Origin of the sequence: Konateibacter massiliensis (assembly GCF_900184995.1) — a bacterium.
Classification (GTDB): domain Bacteria; phylum Bacillota; class Clostridia; order Lachnospirales; family Lachnospiraceae; genus Lachnotalea; species Lachnotalea massiliensis.
This window is the reverse complement of the sequence record NZ_LT860099.1, coordinates 1866375-1880122: the sequence shown is the minus strand read 5'-3', so window position 1 is coordinate 1880122 and position 13748 is coordinate 1866375. Positions and strand designations below refer to the sequence as shown.

The window sequence follows — 13748 nt, the reverse complement described above, 5'->3', positions numbered from 1 at the left end:
CGCCATATAATGCCAGAAACAATGAATAACGAAACTTATCAGCCGATGACTTTTGATGCAATCAAAATCGGCTTGGCATCACCGGAGAAAATCCGTTCCTGGTCACACAGGATGCCGGAGCCTGCTGATAAAAATAGTGAAGCATGGAAAAAGTGGTTTGAGGAAGACGGTGTTGTAAAAAAACCGGAAACCATCAACTACAGAACACTGAAGCCTGAAAAAGACGGATTGTTCTGTGAAAAAATCTTCGGACCTAGCAAAGACTGGGAATGTCATTGCGGTAAATATAAGAAGATTAGATATAAAGGTGTCATTTGTGATAGATGTGGAGTTGAGGTGACAAAGGCAAACGTTCGTAGAGAGCGTATGGGCCGTATTGAACTTGCTGCGCCTGTATCACATATCTGGTACTTCAAGGGTATCCCGAGTCGTATGGGACTTATTCTTGATTTATCACCGAGAGTACTGGAGAAGGTGTTATATTTTGCCTCCTATATCGTATTGGATAAAGGACAGACTGAACTACAGTACAAACAGGTATTGACAGAGAAAGAATATCAGGATGTAAAAGAAAAATATGGCAATCAGATAAGAGTTGGAATGGGAGCTGAGGCAATCCAAGAGCTTTTACAGGCGATTGATCTTGAAAAAGAATCAACTGACTTAAAGCGTGGATTAAAGGAAGCAACCGGTCAAAAACGTGCCAGAATCATTAAGAGATTAGAGGTTGTGGAGGCGTTTCGAGAATCAGGCAACAAGCCGGAATGGATGATAATGGATGTAGTTCCTGTTATTCCGCCGGATTTACGCCCGATGGTTCAGTTGGACGGCGGACGTTTTGCAACTTCCGATTTAAATGATTTATACAGAAGAATTATTAACAGAAATAACCGTTTGAAGAGACTGCTTGACCTTGGTGCTCCGGACATTATCGTAAGAAATGAAAAGAGAATGCTTCAGGAAGCGGTAGATGCTTTGATTGATAACGGCAGACGTGGCCGCCCTGTAACAGGCCCGGGTAACAGAGCATTAAAATCTCTGTCCGATATGTTAAAGGGTAAATCAGGACGTTTCCGTCAGAACTTACTTGGTAAGCGTGTTGATTATTCAGGACGTTCCGTTATCGTCGTAGGACCGGAGCTTAAGATTTACCAGTGCGGTCTTCCGAAGGAAATGGCAATTGAATTGTTCAAACCTTTCGTTATGAAGGAGCTTGTAGCAAACGGCACTTCTCATAATATTAAAAATGCAAAGAAGATGGTGGAGAGATTACAGCCTGAGGTATGGGATGTACTGGAAGATGTAATCAAAGAGCATCCGGTTATGTTAAACCGTGCTCCTACCCTTCATAGATTGGGTATTCAGGCATTTGAGCCTATCCTTGTAGAAGGTAAGGCGATTAAGCTTCATCCGTTGGTGTGTACTGCGTTCAACGCCGATTTCGACGGTGACCAGATGGCGGTGCATTTGCCATTGTCAGTAGAAGCACAGGCAGAATGTAGATTTTTACTTTTATCACCAAACAACCTGTTAAAACCGTCCGATGGTGGTCCGGTTGCCGTTCCTTCACAGGATATGGTACTTGGTATCTATTATCTGACACAGGAAAGACCGGGAGCACTTGGTGAAGGAAAGTTCTTTAAAAATGTTAATGAAGCAATTCTGGCATATGAGAATGGTGCAATAACACTTCATTCTAGAATTACAGTCAGAATGACTAGAAAAACATCAGACGGAAGCTACAAGACCGGTAATGTGGAATCAACGATGGGACGCTTTATTTTCAACGAAATTATTTCACAGGATTTAGGATTTATAGACCGTACAAATCCGGAAAATGATATGAAGCTTGAAATCGACTTCCATGTTGGTAAAAAGGGCTTGAAGCAGATTCTGGAAAAAGTAATTAATACGCATGGAGCAACAAAAACTGCTGAAGTACTTGATGATATCAAGGCGATGGGATACAAATTCTCAACAAAGGCAGCGATGACAGTTTCCATTTCCGATATGACAGTGCCGCCTGAAAAGCCAGAGCTGATTAAGGAAGCACAGAATACAGTTGATAAAATCACAAAGAACTACAAACGTGGTCTTATCACAGAGGAAGAGAGATACAAGGAAGTTGTTGAGACTTGGAAGACAACGGATGATATATTGACAGATAAGCTGTTATCAGGACTTGATAAGTACAATAACATCTTTATGATGGCTGATTCTGGTGCCCGTGGTTCCGACAAGCAGATTAAGCAGCTTGCAGGTATGCGTGGATTGATGGCTGATACAACAGGCCGTACAATCGAGCTGCCTATCAAATCAAACTTCCGTGAAGGACTTGACGTATTGGAATACTTTATGTCAGCTCATGGAGCGCGTAAGGGTCTTTCTGATACAGCACTTCGTACAGCCGATTCCGGCTATTTGACAAGACGTCTTGTTGACGTATCACAGGACTTGATTGTAAGAGAAACAGACTGCTGCGAAGGCAAGGAGATTCCGGGTATGGTGGTATCTGCCTTCACTGATGGAAAAGAAGAGATTGAAAGCCTTCAGGAGAGAATTACAGGTAGATATCTTGCTGAAAACATCTATGATGCAGAAGGCAATATGTTAGTAAAAGCAAATCATATGGTAACACCGAAGCGTGCTGCTATGATTATGGCAAAGGGCGTTGACCAGAAGGGCAACACACTTGAAAAGATTAAGATCAGAACGGTTCTGTCCTGCCGCTCCCATATCGGTATCTGTGCAAAATGCTATGGCGCCAACATGGCGACAGGCGAGCCGGTACAGGTTGGTGAATCAGTAGGTATTATTGCAGCTCAGTCAATCGGTGAGCCGGGTACACAGCTTACAATGCGTACCTTCCATACGGGCGGTGTTGCCGGAGACGATATCACACAGGGTCTTCCTCGTGTTGAGGAGCTTTTTGAGGCAAGAAAGCCGAAGGGACTTGCAATTATTGCAGAATTTGGCGGAACTGCTGTTATACAGGATACAAAGAAAAAACGTGAAGTTGTTATCACAAACAATGAAACAGGAGAGTCAAAGGCTTATCTGATACCATACGGTTCCAGAATTAAAATTCAGGACGGTCAGGTTTTAGAAGCCGGTGATGAGTTGACAGAAGGTAGTGTAAATCCACACGATATTCTTAAGATTAAGGGTGTGCGTGCTGTTCAGGATTACATGATCCAGGAAGTACAAAGAGTTTACCGCCTGCAAGGTGTTGAGATTAACGATAAGCATATTGAGGTAATTGTGCGTCAGATGCTAAAGAAGATAAGGGTTGAGAACAACGGTGATTCTGAACTGTTACCGGGAACATTGGTAGATACATTGGACTTCGATGATATCAATGAAGAACTGGCAGCAGACGGAAAAGAGCTTGTAGAAGGAAAGCAGGTTATGCTTGGTATCACAAAGGCTTCTCTTGCAACGAACTCCTTCCTGTCGGCAGCATCCTTCCAGGAGACAACAAAGGTTCTTACAGAGGCTGCAATCAAAGGAAAGATTGATCCGTTGATTGGTCTGAAAGAGAACGTTATCATTGGTAAACTGATTCCGGCAGGAACAGGTATGAAGCGTTATCGCTCTGTAAAGCTTGACACGGATGTGAACGAAGAAGAAGAACTTCTGTTTTCTGAAGACTTAGATATTTCTGAGGATTTTGACGATAAGAAATTTATTGCAATATCTGAGGAAGAGTAGAGAAAAGAATTGTTTTGTCATAAGGTCTTTGCGTGTTACAAATACGCAGAGACCTTATTTTGATATCATAGGAAATTGCAAAGCAATTTATGATATCAAAATATTATGCGCACCTCGCAGAGTGAAAGTAGTTGCTACGCAACCCACTCGGGCGCGAAGTGTGAGCAGAACTCACACTTTCTTGTATAGTTAAGAAAATAATTAAAAAAACTTAAAGAAAATAAAATATTTTATTAAAAAATAAAAGTGTATTTTTATTCTATCATTTGAGAATTTATAATTTTAAGGCTTATTTTTGTGAAGATAAAAGTTGTAAAACAAAAGTACTACTTTTGTGCTTTAAAACGGTACATAGAGAAAGTTGAATAAATATGAAAGTAAGTGCATTTTTATGACACCCAAAATGCCGTTTTACCAATAATTTCAGGGCATTAAAATTTGACAAATGCGTGTAAAACTGCTATTATCTAAATCTATAGTAATTAACAATGGTGTTATACGAAGATGGGGACACCATTGTTTTTTTTGAGGACTATAATATTAAGGAGTCGATGAGATGATAAAATATGTTATAAAACGAATTTTTATGGCAGTGGTTACAATATGGATTGTAGCTACTATTACCTTTTTCTTAATGAATCTGGTACCGGGTGGACCGTTTTTATCTGAGAAGGCAATCAGTCCGCAGGCACAGGCAGCTTTGGAGGCTAAGTATGGTTTAGACAAGCCGCTGTATGAACAATATATTACATACATAAAGGATGCTGTTCACGGTGACTTTGGCGATAGCTTAAAGCAGCGTGGTCGTACCGTAATGGGTATCATTACTATGAAATTTCCGGTTTCCGCAAGAGTTGGTGGTGTGGCAATTATCGTATCCCTGCTTGTAGGAATTCCGCTTGGCTGTATTGCAGCTTTAAATCGAGGCAAGTTTTTAGATAATCTGGTAAGTGTAATCGCAACATGCGGTATCGCGGTGCCAAGTTTCGTTATCTGTACAATTATGATGTACTTTTTGGGAGTTAAGCTTAAATGGTTTCCAACATTTGGATTAACCTCGTGGAAGCACTATGTTATGCCGGTGATTTCATTGTCACTTTATCCTACCGCATATATTATGCGTTTGATGCGCTCCTCCATGCTTGATGTTTTGGGACAGGATTATATGAGAACCGCGCGTGCAAAGGGACTTAACCAGTTAGTCGGTGTATTTAAACATGCTCTCCGTAATGCGATTTTGCCGGTTATCACATATGTAGGACCGATGACAGCATACACATTAACAGGAAGTTTTATTGTAGAAAAAATATTTACAATTCCAGGACTTGGTAGTGAATTTATAGGATCTATCACAAGCCGTGATTACACTCTTATTATGGGTACGACAATTTTCCTTGCGACGATAATGGTAATTATGAATGTAGTTGTTGATATTTTATATAAGCTTGTAGATCCAAGAATTAAGCTAGACTAAGGAAAGGAAGAAGAAATCAGACATGAAAGAGAATCCAGTTAGTTTTCAGTTAAAAATAAATCCAGATGACTTTCTTCCGGCTTCAGAGGCAGAAAAAGAAAGTTTAGTCGTTATGCGTGAGAGCGTTGGCTTTTGGAAAGACGGCTTTAGGAGATTAGTAAAAAATAAAATTGCAATGGCTAGTATTGTAGTAATTGTGCTTATTATGTTTTGCTCGTTTATTGTACCGAGCTTTTATCCATATTCCTATAAGACCCAGATTAAGGGTGCAAATAGTTTAAGCCCTATGCAGTACTCCGCGCAGGAGCAGGCACAGATTGATGCAGGAGAGAAGGTCTTTCCTCATATTCTCGGAACAGATAAGATGGGACGAGATTATGCAATCCGTGTTATGATGGGAAGCCGTATTTCACTTATTGTAGGACTTGTAGCAACTGCTATTATTCTTGTAATCGGTTCCGTATATGGAGCCGTAGCCGCATTCTTTGGCGGCTGGGTAGATTTGATTATGATGCGTATCGTCGATGTTATATACACGATTCCGGACGTTTTGTTAATCGTTTTATTATCCTTTGCATTGAAGGCACCTCTTGAGACATTGATGAAGCTTCCGGGCTTTGGCTGGGTTAACACACTCGGTGTAAACCTTATCAGTATTTTCGTTGTATTTGCATTGTTATACTGGGTTAGTATGGCACGTATGGTGCGAAGCCAGATATTGATGTTGAAGGAAAGCGATTATGTAACCGCTGCCAGAGCATTGGGTGCAAAAAACGGAAGAATTATTAAAAAACATTTGTTGACAAACTGTATTGGAACATTGATTGTTACAACAACACTTCAGATTCCGGCGTCTATTTTTACAGAGAGCTTTTTGAGCTTTTTAGGACTCGGAGTAGCGGTTCCGCTTCCTTCTTTGGGAAGTTTGGCAAGTGAGGCAATCAATGGACTGAATACTTATCCATATCTTTTATTTATCCCTGCAATTTTGATCAGTTTGATTATTTTAAGCTTTAACTTGCTTGGCGATGGATTAAGAGATGCATTTGATCCTAAGTTGAAGAATTAGAAGGGGTGATAATTATGGCAGAATACCTAGTTGATATAAAAGATGAGCGTCTTTCTTTTTTTACACAGGCAGGAGAAGTAAAATCCTTAAATGGAGTCTCCATTCAATTAAAAGAGGGAGAGATACTTGGTATAGTTGGAGAGAGTGGTTCCGGTAAGTCGGTAACGGCGTATTCCCTTATGGGGCTTACCGCGCATCCGGGTAAATTGATTGGTGGAACGTTGGACTTTAACGGTCATCGTATCAATGACATGACGGAAAGAGAAATGAGAAAAATCCGAGGCAACGAGGTTTCTATCATTTTTCAGGACCCTATGACCAGCTTAAATCCGGTATGGACGATTGGAAATCAGATAGAAGAGGTAGTGCGTTTGCACACCGATAAAGATAAAAAGCAGGCGAAAGAAAGAGCGAAAGAACTTTTGGAGCTGGTTGGTATCAATGAGCCAGAACGCCGCTTAAAGCAGTATCCTCATGAGCTGTCAGGCGGTATGCGCCAGCGTGTTATGATTGCGATTGCACTTGCATGTGAGCCTAAGCTTCTGATTGCAGATGAGCCGACAACCGCTCTCGACGTGACAATTCAGGCACAGATTCTTGAGCTTATGATGGAGTTGAAGAGTAAGTTAGGCATGGCTATCATTATGATTACACATGATTTGGGTATTGTGGCAAGCATGTGTGAGAAAATTGCAGTTATGTATGCAGGAAAAATTATCGAATACGGCACAACAGATCAAATCTTTTATGAGCCGAAGCATGAATATACTAAGGGATTGTTAAAGAGTGTACCTCGTTTGGATACAGAGGAATATGAGAGGCTTGTTCCGATTGAAGGCACGCCGATTGATATGTTAAATCCGCCTAAGGGCTGTGCGTTTGCACCGAGATGTAATAGCTGTATGAAAGTATGTCTGCGTGAAATGCCTCCTGTTACAACTTTTGATGATGAGCATTATACTCAGTGCTGGCTGAATCAAAAAAAGGAATTTGAAGGAGGAAAGCAGCAATGAGTGAAAAATTAATTCAGGTAGAAAATTTAAAGCAGTATTTTCCGGTAGGTGGTATCGGAAAAAATAAAAAATATTTAAAAGCTGTGGATGATGTATCCTTTACGATTGATAAGGGAGAGACACTTGGACTTGTTGGAGAATCCGGCTGTGGTAAGACAACAACAGGAAGAAGTGTACTGCGCTTATACGAGCCGACCGCAGGTAAGATTACGTTTGAGAATGATGTCATTTTTGACAGTGAAAATAAAATAGCACCAAATATGCTGCCATATAGAAAGAAAATGCAGATTGTTTTTCAGGATCCGTATGCAAGCTTGGACCCAAGAATGACAGTAGGTGATATCGTAGGGGAAGCGATTGACATTCATAAGCTTGCTCAGTCAAAGCAGGACCGCTATGACCGTATCATTGAGATATTACAGCGCGTCGGATTGAACTCCGAGCATGCAAACCGTTACCCGCATGAGTTTTCGGGCGGACAGAGACAGCGTGTCGGTATTGCGAGAGCGTTGGCGGTAAAACCGCAGTTCCTTGTTTGTGATGAACCGATTTCTGCATTGGATGTTTCCATTCAGGCACAGGTTGTCAATATGTTTGAAGATTTACAGGCAGAAATGGGATTGACCTATCTGTTTATTGCCCATGATTTATCTATCGTGAGACATATATCAAACCGTATCGGTGTTATGTATCTGGGTAAAATGGTTGAACTTGCAGACAGCCATGAGTTGATTAAGAATAGCCTTCACCCATATACGAAGAGCTTGATTTCAGCTATTCCGATAGCGGATCCTAAGACGGCAAGAGCCAGCAAACGTATTATGTTAACCGGTGATGTGCCGAGTCCGATGAACCCGCCATCCGGATGTCATTTCAGAACAAGATGTCCATATGCGACTGAGGAGTGTGCAGCATCGACGCCGGTATGGAAGGAAATAAGCAAAGGCCATTATGCTGCCTGTCATCACATTGATAAAATTAATTCGTAGTATTAATCTCAGCAATTCCTACCGAGAGGTAGTTATGCATAGATAAAAAATAAAATTTTAGGAGGCGTATTTATGAAAAAAAAGTTTTTAGCAGTTGCATTGGCTATGACAATGGTAGCCGGCTTAACAGCTTGTGGTTCTTCAAGTAACGGCACCACAGCAGAAAACGGAAGCACAACGACAGAGACAACTACTGGTAATCAGGACGCTCAGGCGGAGGACACTGCTGCAACAGGCGGAAAAGTGTTATCAGTTCAGATTGGACCGGATCCAGAGACAATTGACCCGGCATTGAATTCCGCAGTTGACGGCGGAAATATGATTTTACATGCTTTTGAGTGCTTACTTACAGTAGATCAGGACGGAAACATTGCACCGGGCCAGGCTGAGACTTGGGAGACATCAGAAGATGGTCTCACATGGACATTCCACCTTCGTGACGGATTAAAATGGTCAGACGGCACAGACTTGACAGCAAACGATTTCGTTTATAGCTGGAAACGTGTATGTGATCCACTTGTTGCAGCTCCTTATGCTGAGACAGTTCTTAGCATGGTAAAGGGTTATGAAGAAGCAATCAATGGAGATCTTGATGCATTAGCAGTATCAGCTCCGGATGACAAGACTTTTGTAGTAGAGCTTTCAGCAGCTTGCCCTTACTTTGACAGTATTGCAGCATTTGCAACATTAAGCCCTGTTCAGCAGGCTACAATTGAGACAAACGGTGATGCATGGGCAACCGCTCCTGAAACTTATGTTTCAAACGGTCCATTATATGTGACTGAGTGGGTACCAGGTTCTCATATCACATTCAGCAAGAACCCTAACTATTGGAATGCTGATGCAGTTAAATTAGATGCAGTTAAATTCGTTTTAATGGAAGACAGTAATGCAGCTTACAGTGCATACCAAACAGGTGATGTTTCCATGATTAAAGACGTTCCTACAGAAGAAATCCCAAGCCTTGAAGGAAATGAGGAATTCCATGTAGAGCCGATTATCGGAACCTACTATGTAAACTTAAACGCTGAGGTAGCACCATTTGACAATGCTGAAGTTCGTAAGGCTTTAAGTCTTGCAATTGATCGTGAGTATGTTGCAGGCACATTGATGCAGGGAACTTACACAGCAGCAGGCAGCTTATTCGGACCGGGCTGGAGTGATCCGGCAGGCGGCGATTTCAGTGAGAACGCAAATGGCGGAAAGCCATATATTGATACAGCAAATTTTGATGCAAACCTTGAGCAGGCGAAGCAGATTCTTGCAGATGCTGGATATCCAAACGGCGAAGGTTTCCCAACTATCACTTATACAACAAATGATACAGCATATCATAAAGTAGTAGCTGAGTATTTACAGCAGGCTTGGGCTGAGCTTGGAGTTACTCTTGAAGTAAATATCGTTGAGTGGTCAAGCTTTACACCGATGCGTCGTTCCGGTGACTATGAAGTCGCACGTAACGGCTGGGTTGGAGATTACAGCGATCCGTCTAACATGCTTAATGTTTTCTACAGTACAAACGGAAATAACGATGGTAACTATGTAAGTGCAGACTTTGATGCAGCATTTGATGCAGCAGCGATAGCATTAGATCCTGCAGAGAGATCAGCAGCACTTCATACAGCAGAAGATACTATCATGAACGATGCGGGATGCATTCCGATTGCATATTATAATGACTTCTGGTTACAGAGCTCAAATATCACAGGAATGTGGCATTCAGCTTATGGATACTGGTACTTCATGTATGCAGATATTGCAGAATAATTAAAATATAGTTGATATAAAAAGAGTGGGCAAGATTCCTCAGGGGTCTTGTCCCTTTTTTATATCATGCACACCTCACACTTTCTTATAGATAGGAAAGATTGTTAATTTTTTGTTCCTTGACATATGCGGTATAACATTTTATAATTTTATTATAAGTATCATATTACAAAACGAGTTCCGCAATATGAAACGAAGCATGTGCGAATTGTACCGCAATATTTGCTTTGGGAGAAGGAGAGATTTTATGAGTTCAAAAGAAAAGGAATTTGATGCATTGGCATTGGGAGAGATTTTACTAAGATTATCAGCACCGGATAACGAGAGAATTGTCAGAGGGGACTCCTTTCAAAAATGTGTGGGCGGAGCAGAGCTTAATGTTGTTTCAGGAATTTCACTTCTAGGGCTTAGGACAGGTATTATTTCCAAGATACCGGCGACCGAAATCGGAACATATGCAAAAAACAGAATCCGTTTCTGTGATGTGAGTGATGATTATCTTATTTATGATGAGAGCAAGGAAGCGCGTCTTGGCATCTATTATTATGAAAACGGAGCTTATCCGCGAAAGGCATCGGTTGTGTATGACAGAAAATATACCTCGATCAACTCGATTCGATTGGAAGAGATACCGGACAGTGCATATGAAAGCACAAGACTGTTCCACACAAGCGGAATTACCCTTGCATTATCCCAACAGTCGAGAGATGTGGCATTGGAAATGATTAAGAGATTTAAGAAAGCAGGGGCAATGATTTCCTTTGATGTCAATTTTCGTGCAAACCTATGGACAGAAGCTGAAGCAAAGGAATATATTGAAGAAGTACTTCCGTATGTAGATATCCTGTTTGTTTCGGAAGAGACTGCGAGGAGAACGTTTAAAAAATCAGGCGATTTAAAGGCAATGATGAAGGAATTTACGAAAGATTACAATATATCTGTGGTGGCATCTACCGAGCGAAAGGTAATCAGCCCTAAGAAACATAACTTCTCATCCACAATCTATGATGCAAAGGCGGATAAGTACTATGAAGAGCCTGCGTATGAAAACATAGAAGTTGTAGACCGTATCGGAAGCGGTGACGCCTATGTTGCGGGAGCGCTGTATGGTCTGCTTCAATATGATGACTGCCAGAAGGCACTCGAATACGGCAACGCCGCAAGTGCGGTAAAGAACACGATATCAGGAGATTTGCCGTCCACCGATTTGAAGGAGCTGAATAAAATTATTGACAGCCATAAGAACATCGGTGAACAGAGTGAGATGAATCGTTAATTTTTTATAATAAACAGTAGCAACCTTAGTATTTATGGTATAATAAAATCAATAAGCATATCGAATGATATGCTTATTGATTTTATGCATGACAAGAGAAGCTGCTTGCGGCCTTATTTTGTTTGTAAAGGAGAAAGGTGAATATTATGAAAAAGCGAATATTTGTTGCAGCACCATCTTGTATTGCAAGCGGTGGGCCGGAATTATTGCATCAGCTTTGTTTTAAGCTAAATAAATTTGGTTATAATGCTAAGATGCTTTACTATGCTAATAAAGCAGAGAATGTGGAAACTACGGAGCCGGTACATCCAAATTATGAAGTTTATAACAATCTTTATACATTATCCCTTGAGGAAGCAAATGATGAAGAGGCAATTGTAATTATGCCTGAAGTGGCAGTAGAATTGATTTTTTATCTACCGCAAAGTAAAAAGATAATATGGTGGTTAAGCGTAGACAATTACTATGATAACATTCAACTTATGTATCAAAAGGATTTAAGGAATGAAGAATTTATTGATGTATTTGGACTTGGGGATGAAGAACTTTTGCACTTTGTTCAGTCCTATTATGCGAAGGACTTTGTAATGAAACGGCTGAATATAGAGGAAAATAAGATTTATTACCTGTCCGATTATTTAAGAATGGATTTTGAGGAAGAAAAGAAAGCGTCTGTCAGAAATAATTATTGTTTATTTAACCCCAAGAAGGGTCTGGAAAAGGTCTTGTATTTAATAGGACAAGCTTCTGGCATAACATGGTTGCCTATCCAGAATATGACTCCTAAGCAAGTGGCTAACTTAATGGATGCTTCAAAGGTTTATGTTGATTTTGGAAATCATCCGGGTAAAGATAGAATTCCTCGCGAAGCAGCTCTCAGGGGATGCTGTATTATAACAAATAAGGCGGGCAGTGCGGCATATTATGAGGATGTTTCAATACCGGAGGAATATAAATTTGAAGATATCGCTCAGAGTGCCCCCCAAATTATTGAGTTGATAAAGGATATTTTTCAGAATTTTGATGAGCATACAAAACAATTCGAACATTATAGGGACAAGATCAGAAAAGAAGAAATTAATTTTGACAAAAATGTGTTAGAAATATTTGAGGAACTAGCAAATAACTGATGAAAAATTTATTGTTTTTAAAATAAATAACTTGACAGCGGGCAAAGAAAACTTTATACTAGATTAGCATGCATAAAGTGGTTTCTTTATGCGCGCATTTAAGCTGAATAAACAGCAACCGCAGAAGAAAATCACAGGAGGTGAAAAGAATGCCAACATTTAATCAGTTAGTAAGAAAAGGAAGACAGACATCAGAAAAGAAATCAACAGCACCGGCTCTTCAGAAGGGTTACAACTCTTTGAGAAAGAAGTCCACTGATATTTCAGCACCACAAAAAAGAGGTGTTTGTACAGCAGTTAAGACAGCTACTCCTAAGAAACCTAACTCAGCTCTTAGAAAGATTGCCAGAGTTCGTTTGTCAAATGGTATCGAAGTAACAAGCTATATTCCAGGTGAAGGACATAACCTTCAGGAGCATAGTGTTGTACTTATCAGAGGTGGTAGAGTAAAAGATTTACCAGGTACAAGATATCATATCGTTAGAGGTACACTTGATACAGCAGGTGTTGCTAACAGAAGACAGGCTCGTTCCAAATACGGAGCTAAGAGACCAAAAGCCGCTAAATAGAATTATTGTAATCACAAACAGAACTATTAAGTGCCGGCATTCTAGCATTACCCTGTAGGTTGCAGGATATATATATAGAAGTACCGAGCGCGAACACAGTAGAACGACACATGTGAGTACCGATGATTTAATTAAAAACCTTGTTGAATAACAAGCATGAATTAAGGAGGGAAGTACCGTGCCACGTAAAGGACATACTCAAAAAAGAGACGTATTAGCAGATCCATTATACAATAACAAAGTAGTTACCAAGCTTATCAATAACATTATGTTAGATGGTAAGAGAGGTGTAGCGCAGAAAATTGTATACGGAGCTTTTGAAAGAGTTGCAGGAAAGACAGAGAGACCAGCTCTTGATGTTTTTGAAGAAGCTATGAATAACATCATGCCAGTACTTGAAGTAAAGGCAAGACGTATCGGTGGAGCAACTTATCAGGTACCAATCGAAGTAAGACCTGACAGAAGACAAGCGTTAGCGCTTCGTTGGATTACAACTTACTCACGCGCAAGAGGTGAGAAGACTCAGGAAGAAAGATTGGCAAATGAAATCTTAGATGCTGCTAACAACACTGGAGCATCTGTTAAGAAGAAAGAAGATATGCACAAAATGGCAGAGGCAAATAAGGCTTTTGCACATTACAGATTCTAATCTTTTTTCCAAAAACATTATACAATTTTTGTATAAAATAAGAGTGTAAATGCACTCTTTGTGATAAGAACAAGTGAAGTAATGATTGCTTCACTTGTTTG

At 40.4% G+C, this 13748-nt stretch carries 10 protein-coding genes; all 10 read left to right on the top strand.

The window, feature by feature from the left end; genetic code table 11:
* The first annotated feature begins 9 nt into the window (after nt 1-9).
* The 10 genes from rpoC to rpsG all read left to right on the top strand — a co-directional run bounded on the left by rpoC (nt 10) and on the right by rpsG (nt 13647).
* On the top strand, nt 10-3711 hold the full coding sequence (gene rpoC / locus CTY48_RS14470; protein ID WP_099469181.1) for a DNA-directed RNA polymerase subunit beta': 3702 nt from the start codon (nt 10-12) through the stop codon (nt 3709-3711).
* A gap of 556 nt (nt 3712-4267) precedes the next feature.
* Nucleotides 4268-5185 (top strand): ABC transporter permease, encoded by a 918-nt coding sequence (locus CTY48_RS14465; RefSeq protein WP_099469180.1) that lies wholly within the window; start codon nt 4268-4270, stop codon nt 5183-5185.
* A 22-nt stretch (nt 5186-5207) separates the two neighbouring features.
* Nucleotides 5208-6254, top strand: a complete 1047-nt coding sequence (locus tag CTY48_RS14460; RefSeq protein WP_099469179.1) for an ABC transporter permease — start codon at nt 5208-5210, stop codon at nt 6252-6254.
* A 14-nt stretch (nt 6255-6268) separates the two neighbouring features.
* Complete coding sequence (locus tag CTY48_RS14455; protein ID WP_099469178.1) at nt 6269-7267, top strand: ABC transporter ATP-binding protein; 999 nt, start codon at nt 6269-6271, stop codon at nt 7265-7267.
* Entirely contained in the window at nt 7264-8256 is a 993-nt protein-coding gene (locus CTY48_RS14450; RefSeq protein ID WP_099469177.1) for an ABC transporter ATP-binding protein, read from the top strand. Before CTY48_RS14455 ends, CTY48_RS14450 begins: the two co-directional genes overlap by 4 nt.
* A 72-nt stretch (nt 8257-8328) precedes the next feature.
* Nucleotides 8329-10023, top strand: a complete 1695-nt coding sequence (locus CTY48_RS14445; protein ID WP_099469176.1) for a peptide ABC transporter substrate-binding protein — start codon at nt 8329-8331, stop codon at nt 10021-10023.
* 247 nt (nt 10024-10270) lie between these two features.
* The gene (locus CTY48_RS14440; protein ID WP_099469175.1) at nt 10271-11299 is read left to right on the top strand and encodes a sugar kinase; all 1029 of its coding nucleotides are present in this window, start codon (nt 10271-10273) and stop codon (nt 11297-11299) included.
* Between the two features lie 146 nt (nt 11300-11445).
* On the top strand, nt 11446-12429 hold the full coding sequence (locus CTY48_RS14435) for a hypothetical protein (RefSeq protein WP_099469174.1): 984 nt from the start codon (nt 11446-11448) through the stop codon (nt 12427-12429).
* Nucleotides 12430-12578: 149 nt separating this feature from the next.
* Nucleotides 12579-12998, top strand: a complete 420-nt coding sequence (gene rpsL, locus CTY48_RS14430) for a 30S ribosomal protein S12 (RefSeq protein WP_099469173.1) — start codon at nt 12579-12581, stop codon at nt 12996-12998.
* A 178-nt stretch (nt 12999-13176) separates the two neighbouring features.
* A complete protein-coding gene (gene rpsG, locus CTY48_RS14425; RefSeq protein ID WP_180272737.1) occupies nt 13177-13647 on the top strand; it encodes a 30S ribosomal protein S7 in 471 nt (156 codons plus the stop codon).
* Nucleotides 13648-13748 lie beyond the last annotated feature (101 nt).

Excerpts from the sequence above, each read along its gene's own strand:
- rpoC (WP_099469181.1), top strand. The coding sequence starts at position 10 with ATGCCAGAAACAATGAATAACGAAACTTATCAGCCGATGACTTTTGAT.
- rpsL (WP_099469173.1), top strand. The coding sequence starts at position 12,579 with ATGCCAACATTTAATCAGTTAGTAAGAAAAGGAAGACAGACATCAGAA.
- CTY48_RS14465 (WP_099469180.1), top strand. The coding sequence starts at position 4,268 with ATGATAAAATATGTTATAAAACGAATTTTTATGGCAGTGGTTACAATA.
- CTY48_RS14440 (WP_099469175.1), top strand. The coding sequence starts at position 10,271 with ATGAGTTCAAAAGAAAAGGAATTTGATGCATTGGCATTGGGAGAGATT.
- CTY48_RS14435 (WP_099469174.1), top strand. The coding sequence starts at position 11,446 with ATGAAAAAGCGAATATTTGTTGCAGCACCATCTTGTATTGCAAGCGGT.
- CTY48_RS14445 (WP_099469176.1), top strand. The coding sequence starts at position 8,329 with ATGAAAAAAAAGTTTTTAGCAGTTGCATTGGCTATGACAATGGTAGCC.
- CTY48_RS14450 (WP_099469177.1), top strand. The coding sequence starts at position 7,264 with ATGAGTGAAAAATTAATTCAGGTAGAAAATTTAAAGCAGTATTTTCCG.
- CTY48_RS14460 (WP_099469179.1), top strand. The coding sequence starts at position 5,208 with ATGAAAGAGAATCCAGTTAGTTTTCAGTTAAAAATAAATCCAGATGAC.
- CTY48_RS14455 (WP_099469178.1), top strand. The coding sequence starts at position 6,269 with ATGGCAGAATACCTAGTTGATATAAAAGATGAGCGTCTTTCTTTTTTT.